Here is an 18,193-nt window from a genome sequence, read left to right on the forward strand (position 1 = left end):
AGTCCAATGTCAGGGGTCGAGGAGAAAACTCGCTCCTGCAACTCTCGAAATAACTGGTGCTTTTTAATAGAGCCGCATGGTCTTTTCGAATTTCCCCTCGAAAAGACCATGCGGCATAAGCCATCTATTCAAAGAGGTTGAACCTATATTCTGGTGTCGCCCGTTCAAGAATTCTGGCGTTTATCACTTCAAGCTCATGATTGCTGTTAACATCCGCCCCCATGATTCGCTCAACACCAGCCAAATCAGCACCGAGTTGACGCGCAAGGGTGAGCTCCATTTTAGTTTCAGAACTTAGATAATCATACGCATGTAGGTTAAACACGTCAGTTGACCTTTGCTGGTGCACCTCAGAAAAGTCAAAGTTCTCCTGCATATAGTCAAGCAGGGGTGTTTGGCATATCAGCACAAGCTTGCGGTTCATACCTGCAAACATCTGCGTCTTTTGAATCATTTGGGCAAGAATCGTCTTGGCGGTCATTTTCCAATTCACGCCGGCCTTACGGCCGCGTGATACAACATGGTCAGCGAGCTCATAGTCGGCCAGCATGTTTTGTCGTTCATCCCATATCGTTCCTACGGTGTCCATCGTTTGCAATTCGATGGCAACAAAGTCTTGAACTTTGTCGCCATTGACAACAGCAAGAACATAATCGATGGATCCAACAGCTGTCTTGACCTCTGGGATAAGATAGAGCTCCCCGCCGGTAACATGAACATACTGAAGACAGTCGAGAAAAATCTTCTTACCCTCTGTTAGCCGATCGGGGCAAATGAGCAAAGGCTGTTCGCAAGTATTGAATACAAGTGAGCAGGTGCCAATTTTCGTATCAGGGTCACTCTTTCTCATTTTCGTACATATCCCAGAGCGATTGAAGGGACAGACTTGAGTAGATAAAACAATACTCAAGTCAGGAAAGACCGGGCCATTGGTGTAATATCCGAACATTTCGTTCACTGCGTACATAGCCGCTCCTCAGCAGTCTCCAAGTATTCACGACCCAAATCAATTCCGATAGATCTTCTTCCCATGTCACGAGCAACTTTGCATGTAGTTCCCGTTCCGACAAATGGGTCTAGCACTATTCCCCCTTGGGGGCAGGTAAGAGCAATTGGGTTCTTTACAAGATCCTCTGGATATGGGGCATAATGACTTTTGCGGTTTTGAGTGTCTTCGGGAATGATGTCCCAAACGTCAGAGATATTAGCGCCCTTATTGCTGTACTTAAGAAAGTAAAATCCCTTTTCAGCAAGCTCCTTGGCGCGGCCACTTAATTTTGTGGAGTCCCCGTGGGTAGTACGCGAAGCGCCTCTGATTACCATTCGGAAATCCGGAACTTCACCCTTCTCGACCTGTAACAACATATCTTCAAGCGCCCTCATCGCGCAAGATTTTTCCTCATCGGTGAGTTCCGTTGAAAGTTCGATTTTGCGACGATACCTCACACCGGATACGCCTGTTGCAGAGACAACCGCACCATGCTTCGTGCTCTTCGCTTTACGTGGCGGTTTACGAGCTGCATCTATATCATAAAAGTATCCATTGGGTGATTTTGTCAAAAAGAAGACGCTTTCCCAGAGGGTACGCATCTTATCCTTAGCATTGTCAGGAGCGCCTTTAAGTTTGTTCCAGACAACATGATTCCTGAGCGTAAAGCCAACGTCATCTGTAAGCCGTATGGCGACACGTTCAGGAACCATTATGAGAGATTTATCCTGATAAGAATCCCCGATATTTAGCCAAAAAGATCCTGCAGGCTTAAGAACTCGATAGACCTCAGCGCAGATCGCGACAAGGTTATTAACGTACTCCTGCCAGGTATCTTCAAGCCCGATTCCACCACCGGAATACTCTCGCTTCATGTAATACGGTGGGGAAGTAATGGCGCAATCGATGCATTCGTCAGGCAAAGATTTCAAAATATCAAGCGAATCCCCTTCGACTAAGAGGGGGTCAAGAGCCGTATCAGAAATGTATTGGGCTAACACGCCCGTATCCCGTGTAATCAAAGAAGGGTTCCCTTCGTCTAGCAATGATTCCGACTTTTTATTATCCCATTAGTGGAAGCTTCACACGATCGGATGGGATTGGATGACGACAAATTACAAACAACAGGTAGATTGGCCACACCCCACCACCACCCGCTACTCATCGAGGGCCGTCCGCAGCCCACCCGCCTCCGCTCCGTTGCGCGCACGGCTCGGAAACCGCCCCGCCCTGCGCATGAAAGCGATACTCACGGCCATGCCCGCCGCTCCGGCTGTGTATTGCTCCGCGGCTCGGGCCAGCCAGCTTCGCCTACGTGTTGCTCCCGGCTCAGGTCAGCCGGCTGCGCCGTCTGCCCTTCGCGGCGGTCGCACACTCCGGCTACGCTGTCTGTCCCTCGCGGCGCTGCGCATACACAGCCTACGCTCTGGGCATGGCCTGTTGGGAGTTTGACGTGCGCAGGTCGGGTCGGTTCCTCGCAGCGGCGCGCACTCCGCTACGGCAGATGGGCTGCTGCCCTTTCGCTCTTGTTCGCGGGTGGTGGTGGGGTGTGGCTGTCCTCGCAGCCCTCGCCGAGGGGCAGCGAGCGCGACCCTGCGGCGACGTCGCCCCGGGCTTCCGCACGGCCGTCACGCGCTCAAGAGAGGCGCCCCGGATCCCCGAGGGAGCCGGGGCACGCGACGACGTCCCGCAGCCGCCTGCGGCGGCATCGGGGCTCACCTGACCTGATGCGACCCGCCCGCGACCCCTCGGCGCTTCGCGGTCGCCTCGTCCTCGCCGCGCCACTTGGCGCGGTACTCCCACGGCTCCATGAGACCGGCAGCGACCTCGTCCATGTCCTGCCGCTTCTCGGCCGTCGTGTCCGTGATGATGCTGTCGTCGAACGTCACGCGCACGAGCCCCTCGTCGGGCAGCTCGACGCCCAGGCGCCGCTCCGCCGCCAGCAGCGCCCGGCAGATGCCCGCAATCGCGCCCTCGAGCGCGCGCTCGTGTCTCCGGATGTTGCGCATCAGCGCCGAGTTGTCCGCCGACACCTCCGTGGCCGTCTTCACGTAGCCGACGTTCTCGAGGTCGAAGTAGTTGATGCCGAACCCGCAGAGGTCGCCGAGCGTCTGCAGCGCGACCCTGAACGCCCGCGCCCGCGCCTCGGTCCTCAGCGTAGGCGCGAACTCATGGATCGTGTCCTCCGTGCTCATGACCTTCCTGAACACCGTGCAGTCCTGCCGCCCGAAGGGGATGGAGACGCGCCCGCCCCTGCCGTCGCGCTCCGTATCGAACATCACGTCCGAGAGGAAAACGCGCATCTTGCCGTTGTCGATCTCCGACATCATCGCGTCGTAGCACAGGTCGACCGCCTGAATGGCGTCAACCGCGTCCGCGAACACCGACTGCCCGTAGGGCGACATGTCCACCCGCGTGTTGTCGATGGCCGGCCTCACAAGCGAGAACGTCGGCCACGGCGAGCCCGTGTCGTACACCGGGCACACGCCCTCCGGCTTGACGCGGTTCCCGTCCCGGTCGAAGCACGCCGTGACGATCCGATACGTGCCCTCGCCCTCACCATCCGTTAGGCGAGAAGGACCCGCGCCCGCACTCTCTCCAAGAGATTCGCTTGGCGAGAAGAACGTGCCGTCAGCACCCTTCAAGTGCAGCTGCACCTGGTCGACCGCGCGCCCGCGCCAGAACGCCCGCGTGACGAACGCGCACTCGGTCACGCCCTCCTCGTCCCACGTGAGCGGCACCACCATCCGCGCGTCGTAGCGCCGCGCGCGCACCTCGCCCGCACCCGCGTCAACCCAGAGCGCCCACGCGCCCGTCCCCAGGCCGAACGCCCGCACCACGCACTCCTGCGCCGAGGCGAGAAACCCGGTCCGCGCCATCCACGCCGCGAGCCAGTCCGTGCACGCCTGCTCCTCGCACGCCACCTGCGTCCGGTCGTTCAGCAGCAGCGACCCCCACTCGCGGCACACCCGCATGGCGGGGTGGATCGAGCGCCTGTGAACCTCGTACACCCGCCCGACCCCGTCCGTGTCCCGGTAGTCGTAGAAGTCCCCGAGCGCCCGCATCCACCGGTCCCAGGCGCGAATATGAGGCTCCATGTCCTCCAGCGGCAGCGAGAACCCGAGCCCCCGCAGCCAGGCCCGAACATGCTCCGGCACCCAGTACTCGTCATCCAGCCCCTGCACAGCGCACCTCCCGCCTCGTCCGAACACGCCCATTGAACCCGCCCGTCACAAAGGGCAAAGAACAAAGAGCGCCAGGCGAGAAGAACGCCCGAGATTCAGCACCCAACTGAATTGCGCTTTGGGCGAGAAGAACGAGCGCGCACGCACCTACACCAGCGCCTTTCCACATTCTCGCGAGAGGCTGTCGATAACCTCCCGGCGCTCCGCGCGTTCCGTTGCCCAGCGTTCCAAAGCGTCTCATGCCGAGAAGAACGTGCCGTGGGCCCGATGTGGAAAACTCCCGCATGCCGCCCGTATAATGGGGCGTACGGGACGAGAAGAGCCGTGCGCCCATGCGTCGGCCCAGGCTCGCGGGAGCCTCCAACGGCGCGGCCGGGCAATGTCCCCGTCGAAAGGATCAAGATGGTCACTCATACGCTCGGCACGGGCACGCGGACGGCGGTGCTCCTGCACGGGGGCGGCCTCTCGTGGTGGAACTACCGGGCAGTCGCCGACCTGCTCGCCGCCAACGGGTACCGCGTCGTGCTCCCCGTGCTCGACGGGCACGCCGGCTCGGACCGCCCGTTCACCTCGATCGAGGACAACGCCTCCGAGCTCGTGGCCCTCATCGACCGCGCGCTCGGCGGGCGCGTCGACGCGCTCGGCGGCGTCTCCCTCGGGGCGCAGGTCGCTCTCGAGGCCCTTGCGCAGCGGCCGCAGATCGCGGGGCGCGCCGTCATCGAGAGCGCGCTCGTGCTCCCCATGCGCGCTGCCCGCGCCCTCGTCGCGCCCGCCGTCGCCCTGAGCCACCCGCTCGTGCGGCGCCCCTGGTTCTCGCGGGCGCAGTTCGCAAGCCTTCACCTCCCCGAGGAGCTCTACGAGCCCTACTACCGTGACAGCTGTGCCATATCGAAGCGGGACATGATCGCCTTCATGCGGGAGAACAGCTCCTACCGGCTGAAGCCCGAGCTCGCGGGCTGCGGGGCGCGGGCCACCATCCTCGTCGGCGGGAAGGAGCCCCGCATCATGGTGCGCTCGGCGCGCGCCCTGGCTGAGGCCATGCCGGGCAGCACGCTCGTCGAGCACCCTGGCTGGCGGCACGGCGAGGCGAGCTTGTGGTATCCCGAGGTCTATCTCGAGGCGTTCGAGGGTCGCCCATAAGCAAGTTTTCCTGGATAAGAAAAAAAGGAGGCTTCGTGATCCCTACCCACACGAACTCACGAAGCCTCTTAGTTATGGGTATAAATCGTTTAGATGATAATGAATACCTCAATAAACCTCTAATTTGATATACCGGCCTTTCACTCTGATTAAGGACAACTATCCCAAGTGCCTGTTGACACGAAGCGACCCCATTCAGCAAAGGGATGGCATCATTCATGCCAACATCCCCGAGTTCATGCGGGAAGAGAGGACATTCTAGGAGGGCAATGCCTCCTTTCGATACCCGCCTGCGTGCGGCTGATCTTGAATGGGCGCCTTTGGCCTTCATTTGCTTTTATGCGCCTGCTGCATCGATTCAACGCATATTGACCTGGCGATGACAGGATTGATAGCAAGCGGACAATCTGATCGTCGAGGCCCCGCCGCCCGGAAAGTGTGCAACGCGCGAGAAAGGGCCCAGCGACGATTTCTTCGGGATGTCTCGGTGCTAATCCTAGGCCGCGATTGGGAGGCGCAACCGCTTCCGGGCGCACGCGCGCGCCGGCGCGGCGAGGGACCGCAGGTGCGATGCGCGGGCGACGAAGACAATCAAAGGCAGTTTGATGAAAAAGATATATACTATTTTCATCAAAAAGGAGGAGCGCTATGACAGAAGCAGAGGCCATCGCTAAGCGCATAGAGAGCTTCGGCGCCGGCAGGGCCTTCACAGCCGCCGACTTCTCCGACGTCGCAGGCCGACGCAACACTGCCAACGCGCTCGGGCGCTTGCATGCAAAGGGAGGAATCGCCCGCGCCATCCGCGGCGTCTACTACGTGCCGGAGCGCAGCGCGCTCATGGGCACCGAGGTGCCGGCCAGCGCCGACGAGGTCGTGCGCGCCATCGCCCGTGCCAACAAGTGGATCGTCGCACCGTCCGGCGACGCGGCGCTCAATGCGCTGGGCCTCGACACGCAGGTGCCCGCAAAGCTCGTCTATGTTAGCAGCGGTCCGTACAAGCGCTACGAGTACGGGCCGTACGATATCGAGCTCCGGCACCGCGCCAACCGCGACCTGCTCGACTGCTCGCAGATCACCTGCACCATCGTGCAAGCCCTCAAGGCGCTCGGACGCGAAAATGTGGGCGACGAGGAAATCAGAACGCTCGCGCGCAACCTCACGGAAGGGCAGGCCGGCGCGTTCCTGGAAGAGTCGGCGGGGCTCACCTCCTGGGTTGCCGACGCTGCGAAGAAGATATGGGAGGCGAAGCATGGACAGGATCGCTAGGGCCTCGACTGGCGAGCGCAGGCTGGTCTTCGAGGCCGCCGCGCAGAGGATGGCGCTTGCGCCGGCCGTCGTCGAGAAGGACTTCTGGGTGTGCTACACCTTGGACCACCTTTTCCACAGAAGCGGCTTCGCCGAGTCCATGGTGTTCAAGGGCGGTACGAGTCTGTCGAAGGCTTTCGGGCTCATCGAGCGCTTCTCGGAGGACATCGACCTCATACTCGATTGGCGACTCCTGGGCTACGGCGAGGACGAACCGTGGGAGCCGCGCAGCAACTCGGCGCAGGAGCGGTTCAAGGCCGACAGCATCGAGCGCACGAACGCCTTCCTGGCCGACGCCTTCGTCCCGAAGCTCAGGGCTACGCTCTCCGAGTCCCTCGGCACCGAAGCGTCCGTTAGGTGCGGGGTCGAGGAGGAGACCGTGTACTTCGACTACCCGCGCTCCTACGAGTCTGCGGGCACGCTCGACACCATCAAGCTGGAGATAGGACCCATGGCGGCATGGTCGCCCTCCGAGGAGGCGGCGATAACCCCGTACGCGGCGGACGTGGTTCCGTTCGGGCCCGAGCTGTCGACCACGGTGCGCACCGCGAGTCCTGTGCGCACGTTTTGGGAGAAGGCCACCATCCTGCACCAGGAGGCCAACAGGCCCGAGGGCAAGGCTATGCCCAGGCGCTACTCCCGCCATTACTACGACATGTACCGCCTTGGCCACTCGTTCGTGCTCGGCCGCGCTGTCGCGCAGCCTGGCCTCCTCGAACAGGTCGTCAGGTTCAAAGAGAAGTTCTACCGCACGCCGTGGGCCAAGCTGGCCGACGCGAGGCCCGGCACGCTCAGGCTCGCCCCTCCAAAGGGCAGGCTCGACGAGTTGGCGGTCGATTACGCCTCGATGAGGCCGATGCTGTTCGGCAGCTACCCGAGCATCGATGAGATAGTCGCCTATATGGCGGAGCTCGAGGAGACCATCAACGGGCTAAGCTGATCAAGGGCGCCCCAATTCCGGGCGCCTGCCGGAATCGAAGAGGCGGAACGGGCAACGCGAGGTGCGAGGGCTTCTTCGGGAGGCTGAAGATAGAGTTCTTCCACGGCTGCGACTGGACCGGGGTTACACTCGAGGAGTTCATGGGGATGCTCGACGCCTACCTCAGATGGTACAGGGATGTCAGGATAAAGGGCGACCTGGATTACAGGAGCCCCATGCAGTACCGCAGGGACTTGGGTCTGCTAGCAGCGTAGGATGGATTTGGTCCAGGATCACCACCGCAGTCCCGATTGGTGAAAAATGCATTGACGGTATCAATCCGCACCTCTCCGAAGGAGAGGGCGTGCGAGCGCGGCCGGCGCTCACGGCGTAGATGGGCCGCGACCTTGGCGCGCAGCTCCGCGGCCCCGAAGGGCTTGCGGACGTAGTCGTCGGCGCCCAGGCCGTAGCCGGCCACGGCATCCTCCTCGGCCACGCGAGCGGTCAGGAAGATGATGGGCCCGTCGAAGTCCGGGCGGATCTGCCGCACGAGCTCGAAGCCGTCGAGCCCCGGCATCATGACGTCGCAGAGCACGAGGTCGAAGCGCGAGAGGTCCATCCCCGGGACCGCCGTCGGGTCCGCCGCCCTGACGACCTCATGGCCGTCGCGGCCGAGGACGCGCGCGAGCGCGTCGAGGATCGCCCGTTCATCATCCACTGCCAGTATCCTCGCCATGTTAGACCTCCTGAAATTCCCGTCGGAATTGTACTAGTGCCGCGCTCAGCGGTCCAGAGCCCTGCGCGCAGCCGCGGGCGTCTCGGCCGCGTCGCACGCGCGGTAGCGCACGCCCGAGCCGCCGCGCGCCTCGATCTCGAGCCAGCCCTCGCCGTCCGACTCTCGCCCGAAGAAGATGAGCTGGAGCTCTCGGACATTGCCCCTGTCGTCCGCCGCGTCCACTAGGTAGACGTAGTTTGCCCCCGCTCCGGTGGCGTCGGCGTAGGAGCTCGCGTGGCTGCCGGGCTCGGGCGCGGGCGCCCACATGGCGATCTCAGGGTTGGGCAGCACGCGGTCGGCGATCGAGCGCAGCGCCGATCCCCAGCCGGCGTCGAGCAGGGCATTCCCGCCCAGGACGAGCGCTGCGGAGAGGAGGGCGAGCACGGCGGCGAGCGGCTTCCTACGCATCTGCTCTCCCGTCCTCGAAGCGGCAGAACCAGGCGATAAGGACGGGGGCGGCTGCCAAGGTGAGCACGAGGCCAGCGAGCGCAGTCGCGAGGAGAGGGCCCGCCGCGCGTGCGGCGTCGATGAAGGCCTCCACTCCGAGCGACCCCAGGCGCGCGGGCCAGACGAGCGGCACCCAGCTCAGGGGCGTCGCCAGGGCACCGGTGAGCTCGCCGGTCATGAGGCCGTGTGCAAGTCCGCCCACTGAGAAGAACGCGAGGAGCATCCCCGCCGCGCCGGCGCCGATGGCGGCGTTGCGGCCGAGGCACAGGGCCGCGCCGAGCCCCAGCGCGTAGAGGGGCAGGCTGCCCAGCACGATGCCCGCCCAGGCGGCCGCAAGCGGAGCGGGCCCGAGCGGCAGGCGCCCGGCAACGGCGAGCACAGCCCCGAACACGCCGAGCGCCACGGCCAGCGCGGCGGCGCCGAGCGCCGCAAGGGCGAGCAGCTTCGCCGCGACGGCGCGCCCGCGCGAGGGAACCGCCGTGAGGTTGGCGAGGCGCCCGGCAGCGCGCTCCTCGTCCACGGCGAGCCCGCAGACGATGGCGGACATGAGCGGCATGAGGGCGCCGAGGAACTGGACGTAGGCGTCCGCGCCCAGCGCCGGGTCCCATCGGGCTACGGAGAAGTACTCGCCGCAGGCAAGACCGGCTGCCAGGCCGCAGACGAGGTGCACCGCCGCGAGCGGGGAGCGCGCCAGGCGCAGGGCCTCGGAGAGCAGGGCCCGCGGGAGAGTCATGCGCGGCGTCGGGTCGGAGAGTCGTGCCATGGTCATCACCTCTCCTCGGAGCGCGCGAACCAGGCCGCGCCCGCCGCCGTGAGCGCGGCGAACGCGAGCGCGCAGACCGCAAGGCCCGCCAGTGTGAGCATGCCGTCCGCCGTGAGCGCCCCGCCGAGCGCCATGTCCGCCGCGAGTGGCTCGCCGCTCGGCAGCACGGGGATGAAGCTCGTGGGGATGACCATGCTCGCCGACGGCGGAAAGAGCTGCGGCAGCGGCACCAGCGACCAGGCGAACCCACCCACGAGTTGCGCGGCGAGCGGGCAGAAGATGCCCGCGAGCATGCCGAGCCGCGCCGTGAGGAAGAGCCCTGCGGGGATCATCCACGCCGCGGTCACCGTGTTGGCGAGTGCGCAGAGGAGCATTGTGAGCGTGCCCGCGGCCGTGAGGCCCTGCGAGGAGAACGCCGAGCCCGCGAGGTAGATGCCGAAGACCACGAGGTTCGAGAGCGTGCAGAGCGCGAGGCACCAGAGCGCCTTGGCCCACCAGGCGCGCCCGAGCGGGAGGCCCAGGCCTAGAAGCCCCCGCATCCGCGTGCGCGCGTCCGCTCGCGCGACGCAAGCCACCACGAGCGAGAGAGCCACGGGCAGGAAGAGCGCGTACCAGTAGTTCCACGCGCTGAAGATCTGCGCGCCCCGGTAGGGCATCGCGCCGAGCAGCGGCATCGGCAGCGCCATGAGCACGGCCAGGCGAACCGGTGCCGCGTGGCGCGACTTCAGGGCCTCAGCGCGCAGACCCGCGAGCAGGCCGCCTTTCTCGCCCGTCATGCCGTCACCTCCCCGCGCGCTCGTCGCCCCTCCCGGCAGACGCTCATGAAGAGTTCTTCGAGGTCCTGCCCGGGTCGAAGCGCATCCTCGTAGGCGAGGCGCCCCCTGTAGATGATGCCGATGGTGTCCGCCATCTGCTGCACCTCGGAGAGGATGTGGCTCGAGACGATCACCGTCGTGCCCGCCGCCGCGAAGCCGCGGATCTGGTCGCGCAGCTCCTCGATGCCGATGGGGTCGAGTCCGTTGGTGGGCTCGTCGAGCACGAGCAGGCGTGGCCGGGCGATCAGCGCCAGCGCGAGCCCCAGGCGCTGCCGTATGCCCATCGAGAAGCGCCCGGCGCGCTTATTCCCGGTGTCCGCGAGGCCCACGGCGGCGAGCACATCATCTACGCGGCTCTCGGGAAGGCCCAGCAGCGTGGTGCGCACGCGCAGGTTCTCGCGCGCGGTGAGGTTGGGGTAGAGCGGCGCCTCCTCGATGAGGCTGCCGATTGCGTAGAGGTCCTCGCGGCGCCAGGCGTGCCCGGCAAAGAGGATCTCCCCGGCCGTCGGTCGCAGCATCCCGCAGATCATCTTGAGCGTTGTCGACTTGCCGGCGCCGTTGGGGCCGAGCAGCCCGTACACCTCGCCCTCGCGGATATGAAGGCTTACGTCGGCCACGGCATCCTGCGCCTGGTCGCCGCGGCCGAAGCGCTTGGTGAGCCCGCGCGTCTCGAGCATGTAACCCATGGGTTTATCCTTTCTCTTCCGGGCGCGCGGGCCGAGTCGCCGTGCCCGCGCGCCTTACCTTTCGGGTTCACCATCCATGGTGGGGCGCGTTTCTAACGAAGCCGTAACGGCCGTTGGGCTCTTTTGGCGCCAGCCCTTCTCGACCCGTACGCCACTCATGGTATGTTTATCGCGATAATAAGGACGGAGGTGCCCGTGGCACGCAATAAGTACCCGGAGGAGACGGTCGAGAAGATTCTCGACGTTGCCGAGCGGCTCCTCGTGGAGCGCGGCTACGAGCACACCACGATGATCTGAGACAAGCCCGTCTGGCAGCTGTCCGATAGGCTTGGTCGCAACAAGCTGAACAAGTTCGTCAGCGACTGGAACTTTGCCTGGGTTGAGCTGCAGAACACCAGCGACAGGGACGCCTGCCAAGATTGGAAAGGCCATTACGAGGGGTAAGCTATATGAGCGAAAACGAGCCAGACGCGATATCTTTTAGACAGGACTTCCCGGCGCTCGACATTCCCAGCGAAGAGCTGATTGGCTACAAAAGGACAATGTCGGAGTTCAATAAAACCGCCAAAACCGAAGCAAAACCTGATTCGTGTTACATATGCGGAAAGCCCATGACGAGTTTCTGCAATTCTCACACCATCCCCCAGTATTGCCTTAAGGAAATCGATGTTGATGGCAAACTATTGACCACAGCCGCATTGATAGGCGGAAACCTCATCGACTCCGAAGTCGGAATTGCTGGAGCAGCAACTTTTAAACGAGTTTGCAGACAATGTGACTCGGAATACTTCAAGCTCTACGAGACACCGGAAACACTTCTTTCCGAGCCTACATCTCAGGTTTTGGGTCAAATTGCAGCAAAGAATCTTCTTCGCGAAATTTCAAAAGGCAGGCTTGAGCTAGGCTTGCATACCGCCTTGGGTGAGCGATCGAACCCTGAGTTCGACACAATGATGGCAGTTAGAGCTGTTGATATGAAAGAAGACGAGAAGGCTTTTAAAACGGCCGTTAGGGTCGGCGGAAGCGAGAAGCCATCCAAGGCATATCATTTGGTCTACTACAAGCTTCTTCCATACGTTGTCCCATTTGCCTTCCAACAAATGATTAGTCCAATGGCAGACTTCAATGGCGGGCTTATCAACAACTCATACAATCCCAGCACCAACTACAAGATGGAGCCTATCCATATATGCATCTTGCCATCCAAGGGTGCCACTGCAGTACTAATGTTCCGCAGCGAAAATGCCAACAGATACAGAAAATTTGAACAGCAATTCAGGAGCTTGAGCGAGCAGGCCAAGCTGCTGTCGATCGTCAAACTCGTGTTTGCCTATTCTGAAGACGTCTTGTTGTCGAAGAAGCTCCCGCAGTCTGTGCTTAAAAATGAAGAATTGACTTATCTTGCAAGGATGAACCATAACTACTTTGGTTTTGCTAATAGCCCAAATGATTACAAGAAGCACATCTATGAAACAGCCTTGGAAGACCATGCAATTAACAACCTGCCCGACCCTCCAAATCTTCTTCTCGAGGAGTACGCTCTGGGAAATCTATAGCTGGTTCCCAAATGGTTTCTAAATCCTGAAACCTCGGTGTTAGCAGGGACTGCAATTTGTCACAAGATGGCACCAGAAACCAACGGATATAGGGATTGACGATTGAGCGGGAGTAGGCTGACATGGATTTGACCTGCACTCTTGAGCGCCGCACTGTATCGCTGAGTTTCGTTTCGTACGTGAGTCACGGCAAAGCCACCAGCGACGGCGGTGAGTAAATACGATAATCTGGCCTCCGTTCCCGCGTTGGGACGGAGGCTTTTTCTTTGTCGTTTCACTCCTTTTACCTGCGATTATTTTCATTTGGGAGCTTGCGTGCTATCCAGGAGTGAAAAGACCCGACAGCGGTCTGATATTGAAAGCCCCACGCCCCCAGCGTGGGCCGAGCGTAGCTTTTGCAAACCCTCCCGATATTAAGTTGACAGCTGAATATAGCTGTTTACCTCGGGGTTATAATCGCCTCAACCATTAATTTCCTCTAGATAGGTTACCCATGATGTTCAATACCGCCGAATCGCTTCTTATTGTCGAGGCCGGAAACACCGGCAAGTTCTCCAAGCTTCTCTACAACATGATCGGAAAGAACGATGATACAGAGGCTGGTCCGACCGGCCCCGTCGACGGCAGCGTCGATGCCTCCATCTTCAACGAGGACCAGTTCGCTCAGACCGCCATCTCGTCGAGCCAAAAGGTCGTCTTCATCGGCTGGCCGGAAGGCGCCGGAGACTACATCGACGCGATTCGGCTTGACAACCCCGAAGCCATCGACGAGGAAGGCGTCTACATCGGCGTGAGCGGGAACCACGCCTGCATCACGGTGAATACCGAGCCGCCTTCCAAGGGGGACTATTGGAAGTTCCTCGAAAGAGCGAGGGAGCACGGCATGGAGTTCGATGACCTTCTCGCAGCCCTGCGTCCCGAAGAGGAGGCGGCGGAACCCGAAGAAAGCAATGATTCCAATCCCTTGCTTGGTTTTGCCAAGATGCTAGGCAAGACCATCGGGAGGGCTGCCGCCGATGGCGCGAACGGCATCAACCAGGCCGTCGTCCTCCATCAGAAGGCGGGCGAGATCCGCGACCAGCGCTACCAGTACGCTGTGAAACGCTTCTACTACGAGAAGCTCAAGGGCTTCGTCGAGGCGTAGGGATGAACGATTTCGACAAGGGGTTCGAGTTCTCCGCGCGCCATGTCGCTGCCGTGCCCGCTGGGATGGATGCCACGAGCTGGGTGAACAGCGTGGAGGCCGCCATCGAGGAGCTGTACTCCGCGATGAACTCCTACGACCACTACAAAAACAGTAAGGCGGCGCAGGACTCCCTCAAGGGATTCCTAGCGGAGGAATGGGCCTTTGGGACGGCGAACGTCGACGCTGCCGTTAAGAGGGTCGACGCCAAGGGTATCAGGCTCGACTCGCACGACCTCGGGTCTGCGGATGTGGCCTGGGGCGCTGATCAGTACCAGCTCAAGTTCCTGATCGACCCAAAGAACATCGCGCGCAAGCTCGCGACGACGCTTCGCGATTCGTACAACGGCAGGTCGAAAAAATATGCGGATCTCTCTTTTGACGAGTGGGCCGTTGAGAAGGGCTTCGCGGGCAAGACCCCAGACGACTTGCTCTACGGCGACATGGGAGGCCTGATTCCGTCGGACAAGCTTGAAGCAGCCAAGCAGTACACGCTGATGCGCATCGAGCGCGCGAAAGGCCGCGGCTTGGACGAAGAGGTGCGGCGCTGGACGAAGGTGCGCGACAATCTGACGGACCGAATCAAGACCCCTGAGGGCGTTGAGGGCAGGCTCGCCACGAACGAGGAGATGCGCCGAAAGGCGGCCGACGTTTCGAACAAGAAGAAGCTCGACCCTGCGGACGACGGCATGACCACGTCCCAACTAATTGCTGCAAGCGACATGGTGAAGCAATCGCTCAAGGCCGGTGGCACAGCCGCCGCCCTGAGCGCCGCCCTGAGTGTTGCCCCCGAGATCTACCGCGCCATCGATTACCTGATCGCAGAAGGAGAAATCGACGACGAGCACTTGAAGTCCATCGGGACGGCGGCATGCGCCGGCGCCGCCAACGGGTTCGTGTCCGGATCAGCGACCGCGGCAATCACGGCCGCCGCAGCAAAGGGCACCTTCGGCGAGACGGTAAAGGCCGCCGCAATGGGATCGAGGGGCGCAAACGTCATCGCGTCACTCGTCGTGCTAACCATGGAGACGTGCCGAAACTCCTATCTCGTGGCGTCGGGGCAGATCGAGGCCGTCGAGATGGCGAAGAACATGGGCCAATCCGTGTTCTCAACCGTCATGATGCTTGGCGGGGCAGCTGTCGCGACCGCCTTGACAGGCGGGGCAGCTCTCCCTGTGCTCATCGGGTCCTTCGTCGGCGGAGCGGCGGGAAGCATGGCGTTCAAGCCCGTCTCGTCTTGCGTCATGAAGGTGTGCGTCGATTCTGGTGTCACGTTCTTTGGCCTCGTCGAGCAAGACTACGAGGTTCCCAAGCGCCTGCTTTCGATGCTCGGCATCAAAGGGGCGAGCATTAAAACGGCAAAGATAAAGACAGCCGCCGTTTCGGCGGCGCCCCGGCTCTCTGTGCCATCCGTGAAAACGGTGTGCCTGCACACCGCAGACGTCGTCTTCTTTGAGCGAGGACTCGTCGGAGTCAACAAGGTCGCCTATTCGTAAGACGAACCGGATGTGCAGCCTTTTATAACCCAGCGATCTCTGAAGAAGCGCTTCCATTGAGCAACTGGGGCTGTCGTACGGGCATTCGGAATGGGGCTAATAGCGTATTGCCGCTCATGCTCCAAAGGCAATCTGCTGCTGCGCGTGAAACGGACCTACTGCTTTGCAAATCAATTGAGTCGTTCCAAAATCGTGAACCGAGGGGTTGATTCGTCTAAGTCGCGTACGAATCAACCCTTCGGCGTGGTGCGACACGCAACGGCAGCGCTCGTATTCAATTAGTCAAAGAGCGGGAACGTCGCGTTGGATTCGATTACGGGCTAAAGCCTGATATGGATGATGCCGATGCTGCTGGCGATCAGAACAAGAGCTATCAAGGCCACAACGGCTGCCAAAACTACGTGCAACGGCTTCATTTATGTCTCCTGCCGAATATGATAGAAACGATTAAAACAGCTGCTGATAAAATACCACCAGCAGCTAAACTACCCAACAGCATGAACGAGGCTTGTTTTGGAACAGGACAAACACGAAGAGGGCGTTCGACACGGATTCGCCTCCGAGCACGACGAGCGCCAAGGGCGATCTCTAGAAGAGGCGGCCCAGAAGAAAAAAGGGCGAGGCAAGAGTGTCTTCGGCTTTTTAATATGAGTTGAACATTGTCAAGTGGCAAAAAGGCCCTGCCCTCCGCGGAGCTACCGCGGAGGGCAGGGTCCATCTATCTTCACCCGGTGGCCGCGCCGCTTGAGGGCGTGTCTGCTCGACGCACGTTCGGCACTCTAATATCCGCGGGTCGGAACCGCATCTCGTTGCTACGGCTGGGGGCCTCCGCTCGGTCGCAGTCTCGTGGCGGGCGTGGCGGTCTCCCGCCGCCCAGAAAAAGGACTGGAACGGCCTCCCAACGGCCTCGAGCGCGGCGAGCCCCCGGGGTCGGACTCCTATGGGGCCGCGGGCGCTACCGGGCCATGAGCGCTATCGCCCAGACCCAGCAGGCCATCTCGCGGGCCGTCGCGCAGTTCGCCACGCACGGCCTCTTCCCCGCCTGGGACATGGCGTCCCGCCTGTCCTGCAGGCGGCGGTTGCACTTCGCGGCGTGCCTCGACACGGCCGGCGCGACCCCGTGGCCCGGCCTCGGCTTCTTGGGGTGCCTCGTCGACATCGGGACGTGCCAGGACGCCTCGACCAGCGCGCGCCGGACGTGGCCGTTACCGGCGCGGGTGATCCCGCCGCGCGACTCCGTCTCGCCGCTCGAGCGCTCCGAGGGGGCCAGGCCGCACCACGAGGCGAACGACGGCGCGGTCGGGAACCTCGAGAAGTCGCCGGCCTCGGCGGCGAGCAGGAAGGCACTCGCGACGTCGATGCCCTTCACCAGGCAGAGCGCGTCGACGACAGGCGCCCACTCGGGGCGCGCGGCGGCCTCCTCCACCTTGCGCTCGAGCTCCCTCTTGGCCTCGGCGCAGCGCTCCACGGCGTCCATGTAGTGCTCGTAGGCGGCCGCGTCGTCGGCCTCGCCGAACTCGATCGACCTCGCCCACCTCCAGTACGCCTCGGTCCAGTTCGACCTGCGGCGCCCGGCCGGCGTCGTCTCGTCGAACACCAGGCCGTGCCTGAGCAGGAACTTGGACATGCGCTGCCTGGCGCGCTGCAGGTCGTCGCGGGCGTCCTCGAGCGCGCGGGAGAGGTCCCGGGCGGCCTCGGTGCGGTCATCGGGCACCCACACCTCGACGACGTTGCGGCAGGCGAGGAGCCTGGCCAGCCACTCGGCGTCGCGCCGGTCGTTCTTGCGGCCCCGGTCGGCCGCGGGCCGGTGCATCTTGGAGACGGCGCCCACGGCGCAGTCGACGCCGAGGGCGCGCAGGGCGCGGCACAGGTGGAAGCCGGTCGGGCCGCTCTCGTACACCGCCTTGGGCGACTCGAACCCCAGGACCCACTCGGCGACCGACGCCGGGTCGTAGCCGAACCTGGCCCGGACCACCTCGCCGGTCATGGGGTCGAAGGCGCATGCGGAGATGCTCCTCGCGTGGACGTCGAGACCGATGGCTGTGACATAATTGGACATGGCGGGCCCCTCTCCGTCGCATGTGGCGCGCGGCCACGGTTGGCGTTACGACCATTGTCGCCCGACCCACGATAGAGCTACAAGGGGAGGGGCTCCCAATGTTCAACTCATATCGTCTCGGAAAGCTCTCACTCAAAGCCAAGCTCGCCGTGTTTGTCGTAGCCGCAGTGATCGCTTTCGGCTTCTTCGGCTTCGCCCTTCCTTGGATGGCAGACAACCACGAGACGCAGTATCTCGCGACATCGGACCTCAAATCGGCTGTCGACATCGACAGCCTCTCCACGATCGACTACACCTACCACGGCATCGCCGAGAAGCACGGTAAGTTTCTCTGGCAGGATCGCGTGGACTATCGCGTTAAATACGAGGCTCACATCCGCGCATCCTACACGCTGAGCGACATTCAGTTTGAGATCGACGAGGATGATAAAGTCGTCACTGCCTATCTCCCCAAGGCGCAGATTGGCGACCCCCAACTCGACAACAGCAAGTTCGGCTACCTTCCCGAGGGCGCAACAGCGGACATGAAGGACGTCATCGCGCTTTGCCGCGAAGACGCCACAAACGATGTCGACAAGAAAGAGATAAAGGAGCAGGCGGAAGCGAGCCTGGAGGACACCGTCAAAGCGCTGACCCTGCCGCTTATCGGCGATGAATACCAGCTCGAATTCAAGCCAATCGCCGAGTACAACGAGGAGGCCGATTCCAATGCGTAAACCATGGCTTGCCTGCCTCGCCCTTGCAGCAGCGCTGTCGCTCTCCGCGCTTTCCAGGGACGCGTCCCGAAAATTGGTGTAGCCGGCATCCCGGCCGGCGCCCGAAAGGGCGCGGCCGTTCCCTAGAATCGTAGTCACCACAACAGACGGTTCTGGAGAA

General features: G+C 62.1%; 17 protein-coding genes and 1 pseudogene. 9 read left to right on the top strand and 9 right to left on the bottom strand.

What is annotated here, in order from left to right:
* Positions 1-124: 124 nt before the first annotated feature.
* The 3 genes from BQ7355_RS04500 to BQ7355_RS04510 all read right to left on the bottom strand — a co-directional run bounded on the left by BQ7355_RS04500 (position 125) and on the right by BQ7355_RS04510 (position 4,173).
* On the bottom strand, positions 125-967 hold the full coding sequence (locus tag BQ7355_RS04500; protein WP_072415120.1) for a NotI family restriction endonuclease: 843 nt from the start codon (positions 965-967) through the stop codon (positions 125-127).
* The gene (locus BQ7355_RS04505; protein WP_205407564.1) at positions 955-2,010 is read right to left on the bottom strand and encodes a DNA-methyltransferase; all 1,056 of its coding nucleotides are present in this window, start codon (positions 2,008-2,010) and stop codon (positions 955-957) included. Before BQ7355_RS04505 ends, BQ7355_RS04500 begins: the two co-directional genes overlap by 13 nt.
* 693 nt (positions 2,011-2,703) lie before the next feature.
* On the bottom strand, positions 2,704-4,173 hold the full coding sequence (locus BQ7355_RS04510; protein WP_240307316.1) for a hypothetical protein: 1,470 nt from the start codon (positions 4,171-4,173) through the stop codon (positions 2,704-2,706).
* Between the two features lie 402 nt (positions 4,174-4,575).
* Here BQ7355_RS04510 and BQ7355_RS04515 point away from each other — a divergent pair, with 402 nt between their 5' ends.
* The 4 genes and pseudogenes from BQ7355_RS04515 to BQ7355_RS04530 all read left to right on the top strand — a co-directional run.
* Positions 4,576-5,313, top strand: a complete 738-nt coding sequence (locus tag BQ7355_RS04515; protein ID WP_072415123.1) for an alpha/beta fold hydrolase — start codon at positions 4,576-4,578, stop codon at positions 5,311-5,313.
* Between the two features lie 648 nt (positions 5,314-5,961).
* Positions 5,962-6,579: a DUF6088 family protein gene (locus BQ7355_RS04520; protein WP_072415124.1), complete on the top strand. Its 618-nt coding sequence runs from the start codon at positions 5,962-5,964 to the stop codon at positions 6,577-6,579.
* Entirely contained in the window at positions 6,563-7,558 is a 996-nt protein-coding gene (locus BQ7355_RS04525; RefSeq protein WP_072415125.1) for a nucleotidyl transferase AbiEii/AbiGii toxin family protein, read from the top strand. Before BQ7355_RS04520 ends, BQ7355_RS04525 begins: the two co-directional genes overlap by 17 nt.
* 53 nt (positions 7,559-7,611) lie before the next feature.
* Positions 7,612-7,812: pseudogene (locus tag BQ7355_RS04530) on the top strand (IS3 family transposase); the annotation flags it as partial.
* Here the strand turns inward: BQ7355_RS04530 and BQ7355_RS04535 are convergent.
* Genes BQ7355_RS04535 through BQ7355_RS04555 form a run of 5 tightly spaced genes read right to left on the bottom strand, consistent with a single transcriptional unit; the run spans position 7,761 to position 11,023 of the window.
* A complete protein-coding gene (locus BQ7355_RS04535; protein WP_240307317.1) occupies positions 7,761-8,273 on the bottom strand; it encodes a response regulator transcription factor in 513 nt (170 codons plus the stop codon). The pseudogene BQ7355_RS04530 and the gene BQ7355_RS04535 overlap by 52 nt on opposite strands.
* Before the next feature lie 45 nt (positions 8,274-8,318).
* On the bottom strand, positions 8,319-8,720 hold the full coding sequence (locus BQ7355_RS04540) for a hypothetical protein (protein WP_072415126.1): 402 nt from the start codon (positions 8,718-8,720) through the stop codon (positions 8,319-8,321).
* On the bottom strand, positions 8,713-9,528 hold the full coding sequence (locus tag BQ7355_RS04545; protein WP_083581556.1) for an ABC-2 family transporter permease: 816 nt from the start codon (positions 9,526-9,528) through the stop codon (positions 8,713-8,715). Before BQ7355_RS04545 ends, BQ7355_RS04540 begins: the two co-directional genes overlap by 8 nt.
* Entirely contained in the window at positions 9,528-10,298 is a 771-nt protein-coding gene (locus BQ7355_RS04550) for an ABC-2 family transporter permease (RefSeq protein WP_072415127.1), read from the bottom strand. Before BQ7355_RS04550 ends, BQ7355_RS04545 begins: the two co-directional genes overlap by 1 nt.
* Positions 10,295-11,023: a lantibiotic protection ABC transporter ATP-binding protein gene (locus BQ7355_RS04555; RefSeq protein WP_072415128.1), complete on the bottom strand. Its 729-nt coding sequence runs from the start codon at positions 11,021-11,023 to the stop codon at positions 10,295-10,297. The genes BQ7355_RS04550 and BQ7355_RS04555 overlap by 4 nt, the downstream gene beginning before the upstream one ends.
* Positions 11,024-11,218: 195 nt before the next feature.
* On the opposite strand from BQ7355_RS04555, the gene BQ7355_RS09355 reads away from it, so the two are divergent.
* From BQ7355_RS09355 to BQ7355_RS04570, 4 genes are all read left to right on the top strand, one after another.
* Positions 11,219-11,320 carry a TetR/AcrR family transcriptional regulator gene (locus BQ7355_RS09355; RefSeq protein ID WP_218565035.1) on the top strand — a complete coding sequence of 34 codons (102 nt, stop codon included), beginning with the start codon at positions 11,219-11,221 and terminating at the stop codon, positions 11,318-11,320.
* Between the two features lie 152 nt (positions 11,321-11,472).
* Positions 11,473-12,579 (top strand): hypothetical protein, encoded by a 1,107-nt coding sequence (locus BQ7355_RS09070; protein ID WP_143761729.1) that lies wholly within the window; start codon positions 11,473-11,475, stop codon positions 12,577-12,579.
* Between the two features lie 493 nt (positions 12,580-13,072).
* The gene (locus tag BQ7355_RS04565; RefSeq protein WP_072415130.1) at positions 13,073-13,723 is read left to right on the top strand and encodes a hypothetical protein; all 651 of its coding nucleotides are present in this window, start codon (positions 13,073-13,075) and stop codon (positions 13,721-13,723) included.
* A 92-nt stretch (positions 13,724-13,815) separates the two neighbouring features.
* On the top strand, positions 13,816-15,258 hold the full coding sequence (locus BQ7355_RS04570; protein WP_143761731.1) for a hypothetical protein: 1,443 nt from the start codon (positions 13,816-13,818) through the stop codon (positions 15,256-15,258).
* A 955-nt stretch (positions 15,259-16,213) separates the two neighbouring features.
* On the opposite strand, the gene BQ7355_RS04575 is transcribed toward BQ7355_RS04570, so the two are convergent.
* Positions 16,214-17,317 (bottom strand): IS110 family RNA-guided transposase, encoded by a 1,104-nt coding sequence (locus BQ7355_RS04575; RefSeq protein ID WP_072415132.1) that lies wholly within the window; start codon positions 17,315-17,317, stop codon positions 16,214-16,216.
* Between the two features lie 98 nt (positions 17,318-17,415).
* Between BQ7355_RS04575 and BQ7355_RS04580 the strand changes: the two genes are divergently transcribed.
* Positions 17,416-18,033, top strand: coding sequence for a DUF4230 domain-containing protein (locus BQ7355_RS04580; RefSeq protein ID WP_240307318.1), 618 nt, complete (start codon positions 17,416-17,418; stop codon positions 18,031-18,033).
* The last annotated feature ends 160 nt before the right edge of the window (positions 18,034-18,193 follow it).

It is taken from the genome of Collinsella phocaeensis, assembly GCF_900119895.1.
Classification (GTDB): domain Bacteria; phylum Actinomycetota; class Coriobacteriia; order Coriobacteriales; family Coriobacteriaceae; genus Collinsella; species Collinsella phocaeensis.

Bases quoted from the DNA above. Each gene is read 5' to 3' on its own strand.
- BQ7355_RS04500 (WP_072415120.1), bottom strand. From the start codon at position 967: ATGTACGCAGTGAACGAAATGTTCGGATATTACACCAATGGCCCGGTC.
- BQ7355_RS04515 (WP_072415123.1), top strand. From the start codon at position 4,576: ATGGTCACTCATACGCTCGGCACGGGCACGCGGACGGCGGTGCTCCTG.
- BQ7355_RS04520 (WP_072415124.1), top strand. From the start codon at position 5,962: ATGACAGAAGCAGAGGCCATCGCTAAGCGCATAGAGAGCTTCGGCGCC.
- BQ7355_RS04525 (WP_072415125.1), top strand. From the start codon at position 6,563: ATGGACAGGATCGCTAGGGCCTCGACTGGCGAGCGCAGGCTGGTCTTC.
- BQ7355_RS04535 (WP_240307317.1), bottom strand. From the start codon at position 8,273: ATGGCGAGGATACTGGCAGTGGATGATGAACGGGCGATCCTCGACGCG.
- BQ7355_RS04540 (WP_072415126.1), bottom strand. From the start codon at position 8,720: ATGCGTAGGAAGCCGCTCGCCGCCGTGCTCGCCCTCCTCTCCGCAGCG.
- BQ7355_RS04545 (WP_083581556.1), bottom strand. From the start codon at position 9,528: ATGACCATGGCACGACTCTCCGACCCGACGCCGCGCATGACTCTCCCG.
- BQ7355_RS04550 (WP_072415127.1), bottom strand. From the start codon at position 10,298: ATGACGGGCGAGAAAGGCGGCCTGCTCGCGGGTCTGCGCGCTGAGGCC.
- BQ7355_RS04555 (WP_072415128.1), bottom strand. From the start codon at position 11,023: ATGGGTTACATGCTCGAGACGCGCGGGCTCACCAAGCGCTTCGGCCGC.
- BQ7355_RS09070 (WP_143761729.1), top strand. From the start codon at position 11,473: ATGAGCGAAAACGAGCCAGACGCGATATCTTTTAGACAGGACTTCCCG.
- BQ7355_RS04565 (WP_072415130.1), top strand. From the start codon at position 13,073: ATGATGTTCAATACCGCCGAATCGCTTCTTATTGTCGAGGCCGGAAAC.
- BQ7355_RS04575 (WP_072415132.1), bottom strand. From the start codon at position 17,317: ATGTCCAATTATGTCACAGCCATCGGTCTCGACGTCCACGCGAGGAGC.
- BQ7355_RS04580 (WP_240307318.1), top strand. From the start codon at position 17,416: ATGTTCAACTCATATCGTCTCGGAAAGCTCTCACTCAAAGCCAAGCTC.